The sequence below is a fragment of the Acinetobacter entericus genome (genome assembly GCF_026168575.1).
In the GTDB taxonomy this organism is placed as follows: Bacteria; Pseudomonadota; Gammaproteobacteria; order Pseudomonadales; family Moraxellaceae; genus Acinetobacter; species Acinetobacter bouvetii.
This window is the reverse complement of record NZ_JAPEQW010000003.1, coordinates 228815-244528: the sequence shown is the minus strand read 5'-3', so window position 1 is coordinate 244528 and position 15714 is coordinate 228815. Positions and strand designations below refer to the sequence as shown.

Sequence of the window (15714 nt, the reverse complement as noted above, 5' to 3'; positions counted from 1 at the left end):
TTTTTATTGGTGAGAATATAGACACTTTAAATGGGTTCTAACAATACACGCCTTCCTGATGGTACAGCGCGTCATGCTCACCGTGTTCGGCAATATAGCCTTCTTTCATCACATAGGTATAATCCGCATCAATAATTTGCGACAGGCTGTGCGAGATCATAATCACGGTGCGGCCTTGCTTGATTTCATCTAAGCTGTGCTTAATCTGCTCAGTGGCAATCGCATCCAAGCTCGCGGTCGGTTCATCCAAAAAAATAATCGGCGGATTTTTTAAGAACATGCGGGCGAGGGCAATCCGCTGCTGCTGTCCGCCGGAAAGCATGAGGGCATCCGCTTCATAGCCATGCGGCAATTGCAGAATCTGCTCATGAATCGAGGCCTTTTTGGCCGCGGCAACCACATCTTCTAAACGGGCATTGGTTTTGCCGTAACGGATATTTTCAAAAATAGAGCCTTGGAAAATATGATTTTTCTGCAGAACTAATCCAATATGCTCCCGCAGGTAATGCGTATCTATGTCCTGAACATCAATACCGTCAAGTTTAATTGCCCCGCTGTCCGGCTGATAGAATTTATCCAGCAGGCTGATGAGGGTGGATTTTCCTGCACCGGATAAACCGACCAGCGCTGTGATTTTATTCGGCTGTATGGTCATGTTGATATTTTTAAGCGCATGATGCCCATTAGGATAATAAAAATCGACATTTTCCAGCTGAAATTCACCTTTTATTGCCGGTTTTTGCTGGCCAGTTGATTCAATTTCATCATCGGCTTCCAGTATTTTAAAGAAGCTTTCCGAGTAAATCATGGCATCATTGACTTCGTCATAAATGCGGTGCAGTGAACGGATCGGGGCAGATACGTTATTGAACAGCAAGACGTGATACATGATCATGCCAATGCTCATCTGGCCGTCTAAAACAAAATAAGCAGTCAAGATGATAATCAGCACAATACCGATCTGTTCAATAAAGGTTTTCAGGCCATCAAACAAAAAACTGACTTGACGCGTCTGCATTTGATTGTCAGTCAGTTCTTTTTGCAGTTTCAGCTGCTTTTCTGATTCAATGCTTTCACGGTTAAAGGATTTGATGACCGTAATCGAGTTGATAATGCCTAGAATTCCTTGGCTTTTTTTCTCCCGGCCATCACGTAAATTCCGGCGCCAGCCGCCCAATTTCTGCGTCTGTTTATACGTCAGCCAAAAATAAACCGGCACAATGCTGAGCGCAACCAAGCCGACATAAAAGTTGGCGTAAAACATGAGGCCCAGCGCCACGATTGCGCTGGTGAATAAAGGTAAAATATCAATAAAGAAGATTTGCACCAAGCGGGTCAGAGAACCGATGCCGCGGTCAATACGGGTCTGCAGTTTGCCGGCTTGATTATTTTCTTGATTGAAAAAGGACAATTGGTAGGTGAGGAATTTTTCAATGATGCCCTGCGCTAAATCCTGAGAGACAAAAATCCGCAGTTTTTCCCCATAAAATTTTTGCCCAAATTGCACAAAGGCATTCAAAATTTCCTTGCCCAGCAAAATCGCTGAAATGGTGATCAGAATGTGCCAGCCAGCTGCTAGGCCTTGGCCGGCTTCTACCAGTTTATTGATGCTGTCGACAGCATATTGCAGCGTCAGCGCATTGACCTGAGCGGTGAGAGAGCCAATTAAAGTCAAAATAAGGGTGGCAATAACCAGCACCCGATAAGGCTGGACAAAAGGCCGAAGTTTTTGAAACAAATGCCATAAATTCATAAGCAGTTATTTTTATTGTGAATCCTGTTGCTGAGTCTAAGCCTGAACATTTAAAGCGACAAGCTGAGACTTTGTATTAATTTGTGAAGCGGCATTTTTCAGTACACTATGGATTGAAATGCAGGGACTGGGTGCGGGCCATGACGCTGGAATTATTTGAGCCAGAGCGGCGAGGCAATATTTTGCCGCGTGACGGCATTGTTGAAGATTATGGCTTAATTTTAAATCAAGCGCAGAGCGATCAGTATCTGCGCTACTTTCTGCATCATCTGGCTTGGCAGCGGGATGAAGTGGTCTTGCATGGGCAGCATTATATTACCGAGCGTAAAGTCGTCTGGTATGGCGATGAACATTATCAATACCGTTATTCCGGCAGCCTGAAGCAGGCGCAGGCATGGAATTCGGGGCTTTTCCGGCTGAAACAGCACATAGAAGGCCTGATTGGCCATCCTTTCAATTCATGCCTTGCCAATTTGTATGAGCATGGCCAGCAGGCTGTGGGCTGGCACAGCGATGATGAACCCTCTTTGGTGTCGAAAGCAGGGCATGAAACCGTGATTGCATCCTTAAGTTTTGGCGCTACGCGCAAGATGCGCTTTAAACATAAAGTTCAGCCTGAACATATTGATGTGCCGCTGCAAAGCGGGCAATTGATTGTGATGCGCGGACAAACGCAAAAATATTGGAAGCATTGCATCAGCAAAACAGCCAAGGTGCTGGATCCGAGGATTAACCTAACGTTCCGCTATTTTTTCCCTGGATGAGAGCCAGAAATTTCAGGCAAGAAAAAAGCCCATGAACATCATGAGCTTCTTGCTTCTGAGGGATGTCTTCATGTCGTTGCCAGCATGTCATGGAACATAATGGTTGTGAAGAACAATAATCATATTATGAGAATTGCATTTAAAATACAACGTGTTTATTTGTTAAATCCGGATGAATTATTGGGGTAGCCAGATGTCAGATATTCGGCTGATCTGACAGCGTCATAAACTTCTTTTCAATTAAAGTGGCATTTTCCTGCAAAATTTCAATGAGTTTTTGTAAATTAACAAATTCAAAGCGGTTTTTAGATGCCAGCAGGGTCAGCGCTAAAGGCGGCTCTTTACTGGAAAACTTAACTGGAACAGACAGGCCCGCAACATTCGGGTCGAGTTCGCCATTGGAAAAATAATAGCCTTGCTTTTTAATCTTCTTCATTTTATTGAGGAAATCATCCTCGCTATCGGCAAAACCTACTTCTGAAAGCTGGGCTGAATAACGCTGGTAGTAATCCAGAATCTGCTGCTTCGGCAGATATGACATCATCACTTTGGCTGAAGACCCGACAAAGACAGGGCGCGGACAGCCGCGCCCATACGACAGCAGCAGGGTATTCTTGAAGACTTCATCATGCAGATCGATACAGGAATCATGATTCAGCAGCGTCAGCAGGCAAGAAAATTCGGTGCGTTCAACAATTTCATGCATAAACGGAATGCTGATCTGCACCAGCGGGTCTGTGGTGCGGGAAATATAATCTAAAACGGCAATTTTGGACCCCAGTGTGTAATCGCCTGAAGTTCCGCTCAGCCGCTGCAGCAGCTCTGCTGAAACCAGCTCTTTGAGATAGCGGTAGCTGGTGGGTTTGGAAAGGCCCAATTCTGCACTGATGGTATCTACATTGATCACTGGGCGTGATACTGAAAATAAATCGAGCACAGTGAGAATTTTACCAAAACTGGAGAGCGCCATATGAACCTGCTTGGTTAAACTGAAAGTCAGAAATTGAGATATACAGTGACTTTATAACAAAATGCTGAAGATTCTGCAGGACTTTTATGCGTGCAGTGCGGCAATTCTCATCATTCAATGCGCTGCATAAGCATACTGATAAACAGGAATGAAATTGATCATTTTCAAACATTATTAATGGTTGAATTATCAAAATAAGATATTTTATTTGACATTAATGTGATTTTTTGAAAAAATTAACACACAAAATATCCAATGATGAATAATTAATCTGCTCTTTCCTTGGGCAAGTTTCTTTTTTGGCTGTTTTCCTTTGCTCAATGCTGAAAATGACCTTCTGCTTTTCAGCACGCATCGCCCTTATTTTGTGCATTCTTCCTCTCTTTGCCCTTTGGGCAGCGGACACGTCATTTTGATTGATTGAAATGGCGCGATGAAGCCATCTCAAAAATAAGCCTTCATTTACTGCTGAGAATCCATATGCTGCTGATTAAACCTTTACTCGCATTTCGTCCAAATAAAATGGATTGGATTTTTGCGTTTAAAACGTTTGCAGCCGGACTGCTGGCGCTGTATGTCGCATTTGAGCTGAATCTGGCCTATCCCATCTGGGCGATTGGAACGGTGTTTGTGATTGCCAATCCTTATTCTGGCATGACTTCATCAAAAAGCATTTACCGGATTTTGGGGACGCTGATCGGCGCCATTGTTTCAGTCATTGCGACGCCGGTACTGATCAATACGCCATGGCTTTTCACTTTCTTTTTGGCCGCCTGGGCCGGGTGGTGCCTGTATTTTTCATTGCTGGACAGAACACCGCGAAGCTATGTGTTTATGCTGGCAGGCTATACCACGGTCATTATTGCCTATAACGCTGTGTATTACATCGACAGCATTTCAATTTTTGATATGGCGATCGGCCGTTTTTTAGAAATTACGGTTGGGGTGGTGTGCAGCGCTATTGTGACAACGACGATTTTTCCGATGCACATCGGCCCAGCCGTGAAGGTGCGGGTCAATAAAACCGTTCAAGATACGCAGAATATTTTTAATAAAATTTTACTGAACGCAAAACATCAAAGCCATTATGCCGAATCTTTAGGCAGCCTTGCCCGCGATATTGTCGACATTCATGGTATGGCGGTGCATTTGAGCTATGAAAAGTCAACGCTCAAAGGCATGACCAAACCGCTGCAGGAAATGCTGAATCAGATGACGATGCTGCTAAGTAATTTAGTTGCCATGTCGGAACGGATGAACCAGCTGGATGAGCCGTTTAAAGATCAGCACTTTCAGCAAGAAATGACTTCTATTCATGCGCATATTCAGATGTTTATGCAGGATGATCTGGAAATTCAGGAACAGGATTTAAACCTGCTGCCGCCTGAATTTGAACCGGATTTTCATCGGCTGATGCAATCGGCGTCGGATGAACAGCAGATTATTCTAGCGGGTCTGAAAATGGATGTCCGGCACTATATTCAGAATATCCGGGCGATTCAGCTGATCTGGCAGCGCATTAACAGCGGCGATGCGATATTGCCGGAATCTGTGACCGCCTTGACGACAAGTTATCCCAATTTGCACCGCGACCATGGCGTCGCGGTACGCGGCGGAATTTCAGCTTTTATCATTATTATCCTTGGAACCGGTTTCTGGATTCTCAGTGGCTGGAAAACCGGATTCATGCTGGCGGAAATGGCCGCGATCAGCGCCTGCATCTTAACGGCAATGGATAACCCGGTACCTGCTTTAAAAATGTTTATCCGCGGCAATATTTATGCAGCGTTTGCGGTTTTTATTTATGCCTACGGTATTTTTCCGCATGTCACTGCATTTTGGCAGCTGGCAGCGGTGCTGGCGCCGTTTGTGATTTTCTGCCTGCTTTTATTTCCGCATCCGCCTTTAGTCGGCATTGGGCTACCGATGCTGATGGGTACCGTCATGGGGCTGAATCTGCAGAACCGCTACAGTTTAGATCAGGTTTTATTTTTTGATGCGTCGATAGGCACGGTCATCGGGCCGATTATTTCGGTTTATGTGATTCATTTGGTGCGCGCAATGTCGCCTGAAATGACGGTGCAGCGGATATTGTCTATGCATTACAAAGCGATCCGCCAAGCGCTGTACATCCCTTATAGCGTGCCGTTCCGCATCCATTTGCGCACGATGCTTGACCGGATCGGCATCTTAAACACCAAAGCTGTGCAGTCTGAAGCTTTAAAGCGCGATATTAATTTAGCCTTGATTGAGGCCAGCGCTGTGGTTGATTTAACGCGCCTGCAGGAGCTGATGCAGGAATTTCCCGCTGAACATGAACTGGCAGCCGGCTTGGACGACTTGCTTCAGCTGCTGGATGATTACTTCAGGGCGAAAGAATTGATGCGCCCTGAATTGCCGCTGAAAGATAAGGTGTTGCAGACAATTGCGCTCTTGAAGCAGCGCGGCAATGAATTAGACAACGCTGAAATAGCAGAGCGCCTGCTGGTGTCGCTGAACAATATCCAAAGCAGTTTATGCCATGTCCTGAGCAATGCTTCGGGCAACCCATCGAAAGCAGCGTCCAAATTAGATACCGAGCCTGCAGGAGTTCAGCATGGGTGAGATGAATATTTACGGGGTATATGTCCCCATGCTGCTGATACAGGCTATTGCTGCCTATGCCGTGCTGCGCCTGCTGATGCTGCTTTTAGATAAATGGGCCGAACAGGGCTGGATTGCTATGCCGAGCGTGTTTTATCTGTGCCTGTACATCATTCTGCTGGGCTGCGGGCATTGGCTCTATGCTGCTGTACTGTAAAAAAATTGAAATGTTGAGGTGAAAAAATGACATCTGTGAATGTGCGTAAATATGTGCGGCCCGTTCTCTTGCTGGCAGCTGCAGTGATGGCTTTACTGGTCGTGCGCCATATTTGGAATTATTACAATTCTGAGCCATGGACACGGGATGGCCGTGTGCGCGGAGATGTCATTCAGGTGTCTTCCGATGTTTCCGGTTTAGTGACGGAAGTGCTGGTGCAGGATAACCAGTCGGTTAAAAAAGGCCAAGTGCTGTTTAAAATTGATGTGGCGCGTCAAGCGCTAGATGTAGAGCAGGCCAAATCAGAACTGTATAAAGCCAAAGCCGGTTTAGCTGAGGCTGAAGCAGCACTGGCCCAATCCAAAGCCAATCTGGTCAAGTCACAGGCGAATATCAACCTAGCGGATAAAAATGCAGCCCGCTATTCCAGTCTGATGGATGGCGCCATTTCCAAACAGGAACAGGATCAGATCTTTGCAGCGCGGGATGAATCTCATGCGGAACATCAGCAAATGGGCGCAGCCATCGAACAGGCGCAAGCCAATATTGTGCAGCAGAAAGCCCTGATTCAGGCAGCTGCCAGCAATCTGCATTTAGCGCAACTGAACTTAAACCGCTCTGAAGTGATGGCGCCGGCAGACGGAACGCTCTCCAATTTTGAACTGCGGGAAGGCAATTATGTCAAAGTCGGTCAGGCAGTCGCTGCGCTGCTGGATCGTCAGAAACTGTACATTGTTGGATATTTTGAAGAAACCAAATTGGATAAAATCTACATTGGCGCGCCTGCGACTATCCAGCTGATGGGGGATTCCAAAAAAATCAAAGGCCATGTACAGGGGATTGCGAGCGGGATTGAAGACCGCGAACGGACTTCAACGACAGGACTGCTGGCCAATGTCAATCCAACGTTCAGCTGGGTGCGTTTGGCGCAGCGGGTTCCAGTGAAAATCGCTTTGGATGAAATGCCGGGGAATCAGCTGGCTTTTGTTGCAGGGCGTACTGCGACGGTGCATATTGATGCTGCCGTAAAATAAGGCCGGTTCAGCATTTCAAAAACAAAAAAGCATCCGAAAGGACGCTTTTTTGTTCTTCAGCACTCAGCCGCTTACGGCGTTAGTCCTTCTGGATTTCGGTACCAGCTTTCAATAAATAAAGCCGCCGCAATGCTGTCGGCCGCCAATTTTTTGCCGCGGCCTTGTGCTTGATAATGTTCCAGTTCTCCGCGCGCTTCACGGGTCGTCAGCCGTTCATCCACCATCAGTGTTTCAATATTGGTTTGATGGCGCAGCCTGCGGGCAAACTTGCGGGAACGGGCAGACAGTTCAGATTCGGTATCATCCATATTCAGCGGCAGGCCGACTAAAAATAAATTCGGCTGATACTGCTGGATGATTTTCAGCAGTTCATCCCAATTGGGAATGCCGTCTTTCATGGGAAAAAGCGCCAAAGGGTTTGCGCTTTCAATCATGGACTGGCCCACCGCCATGCCCATTTTCTGTGTGCCGAAGTCAAACGCCATAATCATTTTCGGTGTATTTAAATCAGGCATGTCCAATCTCTGAAGATAACCAAATGCGGTCTACCCCCATTTTTTTATAGGCGGCATCCCAGCGCGCATCGTAAGGTAAATTAAAAATCAAATCCATGTCTGCATCGCAAATCAGCCAATCGCCGCGTGAAATTTCCGCTTCCAGCTGATTTTTGTCCCAGCTGGCATAGCCTAGCGCAATTTGATAGCGGCCAACGCCTTCATTGTGCGCAATCGCATCCAAAATGTCTTTTGAGGTGGTAATGCAGACATTTTCACCGACGGCAATAGAGGAATGCCAAGTCGGCTGGCCCGTATGCAGGACAAAGCCTGCTTCTGGGCGCAAGGGGCCGCCTTGCAGTACTGCATGCGGATTGACATTGTCCGCATCAATTTCAAGGTCATTCAGCAATTCTTTAATTTGGATGCCTGAAGGCCGGTTAATGATAATGCCTTGAGCGCCGTCATGGTCATGGCGGGCCAAGTAAATGACTGTATTTGCAAAGAAGTCATCTTGCATATCTGGCGGAGCAATCAGGCAGCGATGCGTCAGATATTGTTTGCTCAACATGCAGCTCCTTCGGCTCAAATTAATTTTTTAAGTATATTCATGGTTATAATAAATAGCATAATTGATTTAAATCGATAAATTTTTTCTTAACAAAGCCTGTTGAAAACTTAAAATTCAAGCTTAATTTTGGTTGATAAGCGGTCAAAAAACAAGTTGATAAAAAATAATAAATTGTCGGCTCTTTTGGCTCAGTTAAGTAAATTATGTCAGAAAATACGCTGAACAAGTGATTATATGCCATTTTAGCTGAATTAAAATTATGACCATGATTTTTATCACTGTTTTAATATTCAAGATAAATATTGAAACTATTGTTTAGGCTTTGTAAAATCTTGTACATATTGTATTAATAAAATCGCATTATGGAATTTGCATTAACGAAAAACGTAGGGGCTGCCTGTTTTGCATTGTCTTTATCAATGGGTGTTCAGGCTGGGGTATTTAGCACCTATGAAGAAGATGGTTCTCTTTTTAGAAGCAATCTGAATAGTCAAATTTCAGCACCTGCTTTAGAAAAATTGGATAAAAAATCATCATCTAAAGATGCCGTGCTATATAGCTTGGAAAAAGCCCGGCTGCTGCAAGTCAACCATCAATACGAAGAGAGCGCTGAGGTTTATAAAAAGGCCTTTGAATTGCTGGAAGCTCAAAATAATCGCGCCACGGTGAGTGTTTCACGGGTTGGCTTCAAGGCGCTTTCGATGTTAAGCAATGATTCGATAGTGCCTTACGATGTTCCCCGTTATGAACAAGTTCTTGCCCATATCTCTCAGGCAAAAAATTATATTTTCTTGAAAGATCAGGAAGCTGCTGGTGTTGAAATGCGCATTGCGCAACGCATTCAACGCGAAATTGAAGTGGATCATGAAAGAGAGTTAGAGAAAAAAACCGCCAAAGCAAACAAAAAAGAAAATATTAACCCGGCGCAGAATAATATCGATGAAGCTTTTTCAGGTTTAGATCCTATTGCGGGGCGAATTAAAAATACCTATCAAAATGCCTATGCATTTTATATGGCAGCGAATTTGTGGGAAGCGGTGGGTGAGTCCAATGATGCCTTGGTCGATTATAAAAAAGCATATGAATTGCAGCCGGATATTAACTTAGCCAAAGATGTGCAGCGTTTGGATCGCAGTTCTGCACGTGGCAAAAGCGCTGTGCCTGTGATTGTTTTTATCGAGCAGGGCATTGTGCCTAAGAAGGTAGAAAATAAGCTTGCTTTGCCGATGCCTAATGGAATCATGAATATTGCATTTGCAACGTATGAGCCAAGCACCTATGCAACTCCAGAAAGCTTAAATATCAAGCTGGATAATAAGGCTCAGCGCAGCTTTGTCCTGAATGATATTGGTGCGCTAGCAGTCAAAGATTTAAAAGAAAAAACCGTGGGGGCTGTCACCAGCCAAGTTGTGCGCGCTACGGCCAAATATGTCGCGCAGCAGCAGTTGGGGCAGCAATTAGGCTCATTAGGACAGCTGGCTGGCAACTTGATGAATATTGCATCTGAGCGTGCAGATCTACGCGCATGGTCAACTTTGCCAAGCAATACGCAAATCGCGCGTTTTGATGTCGCGCCTGGCAAGCATAAACTGCAAATCTTTAAAAATAGTGCGGGCAGTGAACCTGTCAGCTTGGATATTGCGGCCAATCAAACCGTATTTATTTATGTCAATGATGTGAATGAACGCATCACCACCAGTATCAGCACCATCAGTTATTAACTTTAAATTAGAGAAAAAGTAGTGAAAATATTATTAAGAATCAGTCTATTGTGTGTTCTATCCGCGGCTGTTTCGGGCTGTACGGCACCGAATGCGCTTTCAACAAAAACAGCGTCGGATGGCGCTTATGGAGTGAAAACTGTGGGAAATAACCCGTGGTTAAGTAGCAAAGTTTCAGTTGAGCGTATTTCAATGGCTTATGCTGGAGATTTGAAAAAAGCAGCATTAGGCATTAAAGGAGATTGGTTTGTGACGAAAGAATTCCTTTACAAAATTGTTTGGGTCGATGCAAACAACATGGAAATCAGTCCTGAAAGCTCAATTTGGAAACCGATTCAATTGGCTGGCCGTGAAACCAAAACAGTTCAATCTGTAGCACCAAACCCATCTGCTGTTGATGTCATTGTTTATTTAAAAGCTAATTAAGGAAATTGGATCAATGAAAATGAAATTAGTTCTTGCATCAGTTGTTGCAGCGGCTCTAACCGGCTGTGCAAGCAGCAATGTAAATTATGGCGATGCGCAGGCTGTTGAAACACTAAATAAAGATTTCGGTTCTACAGATTTGCAAATGATTGCGGACAAAATGGTGACAGACATGCTGTCATTCCCTGTGGTTGTGCAATTGACGCAAAATCGCCGTCCGGTGATGTTTGTAGATAAAATCCGTAATAAAACTCAAGAACATATAGACACTGAATCCATTACCGATACGATTCAAAATAAATTGATCAATTCAGGCAAGTTCCGTTTTGTGGATATGACGGCTGCCAATGCGATGGCTGAACAATTGAACTATCAAAAAAACAGCGGTTTGGTTAATCAGGCGACGTCGGTAAAAGCAGGCGGCCATATTGGCGCTGAATACATGCTGAACGGCAACCTCTCGAGCATTGTGAAAAATGCCGGCGGCAAAAGTGATGTGTATTATAAATTCACTTTAAAACTGCAAAACGTTCAAACAGGCATTGTTGAATGGACCAGTGAAAAAGAAATCCGCAAATCTGCAAAACGTTCAGCATTCGGCCTATAAATCATTTTAGCGACTGCCTTGTGCAGCCGCTTTTTTTGAAGATGATCATGATGAAAAAAATATTATTTGCAGCAATACTTGCAGGCGTGTGGAGCAGCAGCGCTTTTGCAGCGTTAAAAGAAGTTGTAAAAGAAGCAACAGGCAGCGGTGCAACTCAACATCAGGCAATTTCTGAAGCGCTTTTGATCGCTGTGCAGTCTGTAAATGGCGCTACGGTTTCACCGCGTGCAGATATTGAAGAAACGGTCGAAATATCTGTGACGAATAATCAATGGCGATATTCAGGCAAAGTTTCACCTGTGTTTAGTGTGGACAGTATTGGATCCGGCTCTGTAACAAAATTTCAGGTTTTAAGCGTTTCAGGCTCAAAGAACAATTACCGGGCAAAAGTTCGCGCACACGTGGTTCAATTTGAATCTGCAGTGAACGATCAGCATTTGCGTCGTATCGCGGTATTGCCATTCCAATTTGCTGAAAGAAATAACCGTTCAGCATCTGCAAATTCTGCAGGTGAATTTAGTGATGAATTAGCTGATGTTTTAGGCAATTATCTGTCACAGTCTGGGCATCTGAGCTTGGTAGACCGTTATTATATTGAAGAAATGCAGTATGAAAATGCATTTTTGCAATGGGATGGCGCACCGCAAGAAATGGCGCGCATCGGTCAAAAAGTCGGTGCGGATTATTTGCTGGTTGGACGTATTAATAATTTGTCAGCAGCGAATTCAAAGCACATGTATGGCTTGAATGCGGATTCTGAGCAAGTGCGATTAACTTGGCGTGTGATTGAAGCGAATACCAGTAAAGTTGTGGCTGCCGGGTCATTCAATCGCGCATTAGGCAATAACGCAATCCAAAATATGCTGAATAATAATTTGGAAGAGAATAGCGCAGAGAAAGTTGCGCAAGCATTAAGCCAGGAAATCTTGACGGGTTTGAAATTGCAGCCTGTATCAGGCTCTTATGGCAGCCCGGGTTCAAGTTTCACCCCGACCTATGATATGACACCAGGTTCGAGTGAAAAACCGATTAAGTGGAACTAAGTATTCGCAGGAATAAAAAAATCAGCAATTTCCATTACTGGTTTTTTTATTCATTCAGTTTTTAATTCATTGAAATTATGAACTGTGCTGAAACTTTAATTGTCTCAATTGCTTCGCGTGCTGCAGGGTAGTTTCATTAATTTCCACACCGCCAGTCATACGCGCCAGTTCTTGAATGCGGCCGTCCTCCCCGAGTTCATAGATGGTGCTGCTGGCGGGATCAGTCTGCTGTTTTTTCACCAGCAGATGCTGATCGGACTGCGCGGCCACCTGCGCCTGATGGGTGATGCACAGAATCTGTACATGTTGCGCCAAGCCAGCCAGCAAACGGCCGACAATTTCCGCGGTTCCGCCGCTGATTCCGACATCAATTTCATCAAACACAATGACTTCAGCATCAGTTTTTTCAGCATTCATCACCTGCATAACTAAGGCGATACGGGAAAGTTCTCCGCCAGACGCAACGCGCGCTAAAGGCTGTGCAGGAATGCCTTTGTTGGCGGTAAACAGCAGCTGAATAAAGCTGAGGCCTTCGCTGGATGCATCATCAAGAGGCTCAAATTTAAATTCAAAATGCGCTTCAGGCAGCGCCAGCTGTTTTACCTGCTCCGTCAGCTGTTTGGCCAGCGGTGCTGCGGCTTCACGGCGGATGACATCTAAATGCTGTGCTTTGGCTAAGAAATCCTGATGTGAAATTTCAACTTGTTCCGCCAAGGTTTCCGGATCTTCCAGCTCATGCAGCTGCTGTAGTTCAGACTGCCATGCTGCATATTCTGTTTTCAGCAGTTCAGGCTGTGTACGGTACTTGCGGGCAAGGCGGTGGAAAATTTCCAGCTGTGAATTCAGCTCTTCCATGCGTTCCGGATCAAAGCTCTGGCGGTCCATAAATTGGCGCAAGTTTGCAGTTGCATCTTCTAATTCGCTTTGCGCATTCAGCATGGAAGCATAAATTTCAGCCAGCTGTTCGCTGCGCCCCGCATGAGGCTCAATGCGCCTTAAAATAGATGAAATTTCCTGATTGATATTCTGTTCGGCATCATCCAGCGCAGCGAGGCTATAGCTGCAGTCTTGCATAATATGTTCATGATGGCTCAGGCGGTCGAATTCCTGCTCGATGTCTTTATAATCCATCTGAACCATCGGTTCGAGTTCTTCCAGCTGCAGTTCCAATGTGTCGATACGCTGCTTTCGGGTCGCTTGCGCATCCAGCGCTGCCTGATGCTGGCGGATATCCTTTTGCCATTTGCTATAGGCATCACGTACTGCTTGTGCAGGCGCGTAAAAATTGCTGTAGCGGTCTATCCAGTGTTTAGGGTAGGGCGGTTCCAGCAGCTGCTGCTGGCTGTGCTGGCTGTATAGCTGAACCAGCAAACGGCCAATTTCTTTCAACTCCGCTAAACTGCTTGGGCGGCCATTGATCCATGCTTTGCTGCGGCCAGTGGCGAAGATTACACGCCGCAGCAGCAGTTCGCCAGATTCATCATCCAGTTCCTGTTCTTTGAGCCACAGTGCTTCAGGCGAATCCGGCTGATAGCTGAAGGTTGCTGTCACATCCGCTTTATCTGATCCAAAGCGCACATAATTGGTATCTGTACGTTCACCTAAGCAAGCCGAAAGCGCATCCAGCAGCAAAGACTTTCCTGCGCCGGTTTCACCGGTTAAGACGTTGAAACCTTGTTCAATATCAATGGCTAAATGTTCGGCTAAAGCAAAATTGATCAGAGTTAAATGTGTCAGCATAAACGCATCCAAGCTGCGAGAAGTTCGAGTTTAAGATAGACAAGTTTTGTTTTTGTCACAAGGCGGATTTTATTTTTAAATCACCGTAAACCTCGTAATTCTATATTAATTTCCAAATAAAAATACACATTCAGTATGATCCTCGGGTAAATCATCTCATACAGCGCAAAAATGTGCTGGCCTGCTTTAAAACGCCGGCTTGAAAATAAGCATTGGAAAATTCCAGCCCAGTGTGTACAGCTTGGGCTTGACTGGGCCATTTCATTGATATGACTGGTTGGAAGCTCAGTTTTTAGATCAATTGCAGCGCTATCCCTCAAAAGCGCGCTTGGATCTGAAGCAGGCGGGAGTTTGCAGGGCTGCATGAAAAAAAGAAATTTGTACTGCGGAATGACTTGTTTTAGACTCAATACCTATTGGGGTAAAATCGCCTGAAATGCATGCAATCGAGTGCGGACAGGCGGCATCTAATTCTTTGGTCGATCTGTATCAAAGATGGATTGATTCGTGCAGACAGCGCCATTAAACTGCTGTTAGCAAATACTATAAATATGCTTTATCTGGAGAAAATAAGCATGTCAGCTCAGTTTGATCATGTATCAGTCATCAAAAAATCAAATGTCTATTTTGGCGGTCTTTGCATTAGCCATACTGTGCAATTTGAAGATGGCACAAAAAAAACACTGGGGGTGATTTTGCCGACTGAACAGGCGTTAACTTTTGAAACGCATGTTCCTGAGCGCATGGAAATTATTTCTGGTGAATGCCGCGTGCAGATTGCCGATGGCGAAGCAAGCGAATTATTCCGCGCAGGCCAGTCATTTTATGTGCCGGGCAATAGCCGTTTTAAAATAGAAACAGACGAAGTGCTGGATTATGTTTGCCATTTAGAAGGCTAATTTATTCTAGGCGCTGAGCTGACTTAGATTAAGAAATTTCAGTCTAAATCAGTTAAACTACGCATTAAGCATAAATCCTGTAAAGTTTGCTTTACAGGATTTTTCTTTTGAATGATCAATTAAAGTTAGAGGCCGTTCATGGCGAAACCTGAATATTATTATGGCGTACATTCTGTAGAGTCATTGCTGGAGCTTGAACCTGAGCGTGTTTTAACTTTATTCGCTTTGAAAGGCCGTGAAGATCAGCGCCTGCAGCGTATTTTTGAATTGGCGGAACCCTTTGGCGTCAGCATTCAAAAAGCCAGCCGGGATACCTTGGAAAAATTGGCGGGCTTGCCGTACCATCAAGGTGTCGTGGCAGCTGTGCGCCCGCATCCCACGTTAAATGAAAAAGATTTAGAAGACCTGCTGATGGTATCCAAACAGCCTTTATTGCTGGCTTTGGACCAAATCACAGATCCGCACAATTTGGGCGCATGCATCCGTACTGCAGCCGCGATGGGCGTTGAAGCGGTGATTGTGCCGCGTGACCGTTCAGCAAGCTTAACGCCAACGGCGCGTAAAGTCGCGGCGGGCGGAGCGGAAAAAGTAAAATTCATTCAAGTGACTAACTTGGCGCGCACCTTAGGGCAAATCAAAGAGCAGTTTAATGTTCAGGTGGTCGGCACCATGCTGGATGAGCAGGCATTGCCGATTCATCAGTTTGACTTTACCGGCGCTGCTGTATGTGTGGTAATGGGCGCAGAAGATACAGGCTTACGTCCTATTACCCAAGCGCAGTGCGATCAAAAAGTCTATATCCCGATGGCGGGTAATTTGCAAAGTCTCAATGTGAGTGTTGCAACAGGCATGGCGCTGTATGAGGCTTGCCGCCAGCGCAATCACTGATTGA

At 45.2% G+C, this 15714-nt stretch carries 14 protein-coding genes and 1 pseudogene; 10 read left to right on the top strand and 5 right to left on the bottom strand.

All coding sequences use genetic code 11. The features are described from left to right. Positions 1 to 43: 43 nt before the first annotated feature. A pseudogene (locus OKC24_RS04105) lies at positions 44 to 1753 on the bottom strand (ABC transporter ATP-binding protein); the annotation flags it as partial. Positions 1754 to 1893: 140 nt separating this feature from the next. On the opposite strand from OKC24_RS04105, the gene OKC24_RS04100 reads away from it, so the two are divergent. Continuing rightward, positions 1894 to 2517: an alpha-ketoglutarate-dependent dioxygenase AlkB family protein gene (locus OKC24_RS04100; RefSeq protein WP_130144048.1), complete on the top strand. Its 624-nt coding sequence runs from the start codon at positions 1894 to 1896 to the stop codon at positions 2515 to 2517. Positions 2518 to 2713: 196 nt separating this feature from the next. Here the strand turns inward: OKC24_RS04100 and OKC24_RS04095 are convergent, their stop codons facing one another. Next, a complete protein-coding gene (locus OKC24_RS04095) occupies positions 2714 to 3487 on the bottom strand; it encodes an IclR family transcriptional regulator (protein WP_131276156.1) in 774 nt (257 codons plus the stop codon). A gap of 480 nt (positions 3488 to 3967) precedes the next feature. Between OKC24_RS04095 and OKC24_RS04090 the strand changes: the two genes are divergently transcribed. Genes OKC24_RS04090 through OKC24_RS04080 form a run of 3 tightly spaced genes read left to right on the top strand, consistent with a single transcriptional unit; the run spans position 3968 to position 7321 of the window. Further along, complete coding sequence (locus OKC24_RS04090; protein WP_131276155.1) at positions 3968 to 6091, top strand: FUSC family protein; 2124 nt, start codon at positions 3968 to 3970, stop codon at positions 6089 to 6091. Beyond that, positions 6084 to 6287 (top strand): DUF1656 domain-containing protein, encoded by a 204-nt coding sequence (locus OKC24_RS04085; protein ID WP_131276154.1) that lies wholly within the window; start codon positions 6084 to 6086, stop codon positions 6285 to 6287. Before OKC24_RS04090 ends, OKC24_RS04085 begins: the two co-directional genes overlap by 8 nt. 26 nt (positions 6288 to 6313) lie before the next feature. Continuing rightward, positions 6314 to 7321 carry an HlyD family secretion protein gene (locus OKC24_RS04080; protein ID WP_265464822.1) on the top strand — a complete coding sequence of 336 codons (1008 nt, stop codon included), beginning with the start codon at positions 6314 to 6316 and terminating at the stop codon, positions 7319 to 7321. Between the two features lie 71 nt (positions 7322 to 7392). On the opposite strand, the gene ruvX is transcribed toward OKC24_RS04080, so the two are convergent. Then, the gene (gene ruvX, locus OKC24_RS04075; RefSeq protein WP_130144042.1) at positions 7393 to 7836 is read right to left on the bottom strand and encodes a Holliday junction resolvase RuvX; all 444 of its coding nucleotides are present in this window, start codon (positions 7834 to 7836) and stop codon (positions 7393 to 7395) included. Then, the gene (locus OKC24_RS04070; protein ID WP_005013310.1) at positions 7829 to 8383 is read right to left on the bottom strand and encodes a YqgE/AlgH family protein; all 555 of its coding nucleotides are present in this window, start codon (positions 8381 to 8383) and stop codon (positions 7829 to 7831) included. Before OKC24_RS04070 ends, ruvX begins: the two co-directional genes overlap by 8 nt. Before the next feature lie 365 nt (positions 8384 to 8748). Here OKC24_RS04070 and OKC24_RS04065 point away from each other — a divergent pair, with 365 nt between their 5' ends. The 4 genes from OKC24_RS04065 to OKC24_RS04050 are packed head-to-tail and all read left to right on the top strand — an operon-like array spanning position 8749 to position 12183. Continuing rightward, positions 8749 to 10107, top strand: a complete 1359-nt coding sequence (locus OKC24_RS04065; protein ID WP_265464821.1) for a COG3014 family protein — start codon at positions 8749 to 8751, stop codon at positions 10105 to 10107. Between the two features lie 21 nt (positions 10108 to 10128). Further along, a complete protein-coding gene (locus OKC24_RS04060) occupies positions 10129 to 10533 on the top strand; it encodes a DUF1425 domain-containing protein (RefSeq protein ID WP_265464820.1) in 405 nt (134 codons plus the stop codon). A 13-nt stretch (positions 10534 to 10546) separates the two neighbouring features. Further along, positions 10547 to 11140 (top strand): penicillin-binding protein activator LpoB, encoded by a 594-nt coding sequence (gene lpoB, locus OKC24_RS04055; protein WP_131276151.1) that lies wholly within the window; start codon positions 10547 to 10549, stop codon positions 11138 to 11140. Between the two features lie 50 nt (positions 11141 to 11190). Then, positions 11191 to 12183, top strand: coding sequence for a CsgG/HfaB family protein (locus OKC24_RS04050; RefSeq protein ID WP_131276171.1), 993 nt, complete (start codon positions 11191 to 11193; stop codon positions 12181 to 12183). Between the two features lie 75 nt (positions 12184 to 12258). Here OKC24_RS04050 and recN read toward each other — a convergent pair whose 3' ends face one another. Further along, complete coding sequence (gene recN / locus OKC24_RS04045; protein ID WP_130144038.1) at positions 12259 to 13923, bottom strand: DNA repair protein RecN; 1665 nt, start codon at positions 13921 to 13923, stop codon at positions 12259 to 12261. 575 nt (positions 13924 to 14498) lie between these two features. Between recN and ppnP the strand changes: the two genes are divergently transcribed. Beyond that, complete coding sequence (gene ppnP, locus OKC24_RS04040; RefSeq protein ID WP_130144037.1) at positions 14499 to 14822, top strand: pyrimidine/purine nucleoside phosphorylase; 324 nt, start codon at positions 14499 to 14501, stop codon at positions 14820 to 14822. Between the two features lie 138 nt (positions 14823 to 14960). Next, positions 14961 to 15710, top strand: a complete 750-nt coding sequence (rlmB, locus tag OKC24_RS04035; RefSeq protein ID WP_130144036.1) for a 23S rRNA (guanosine(2251)-2'-O)-methyltransferase RlmB — start codon at positions 14961 to 14963, stop codon at positions 15708 to 15710. Positions 15711 to 15714 lie beyond the last annotated feature (4 nt).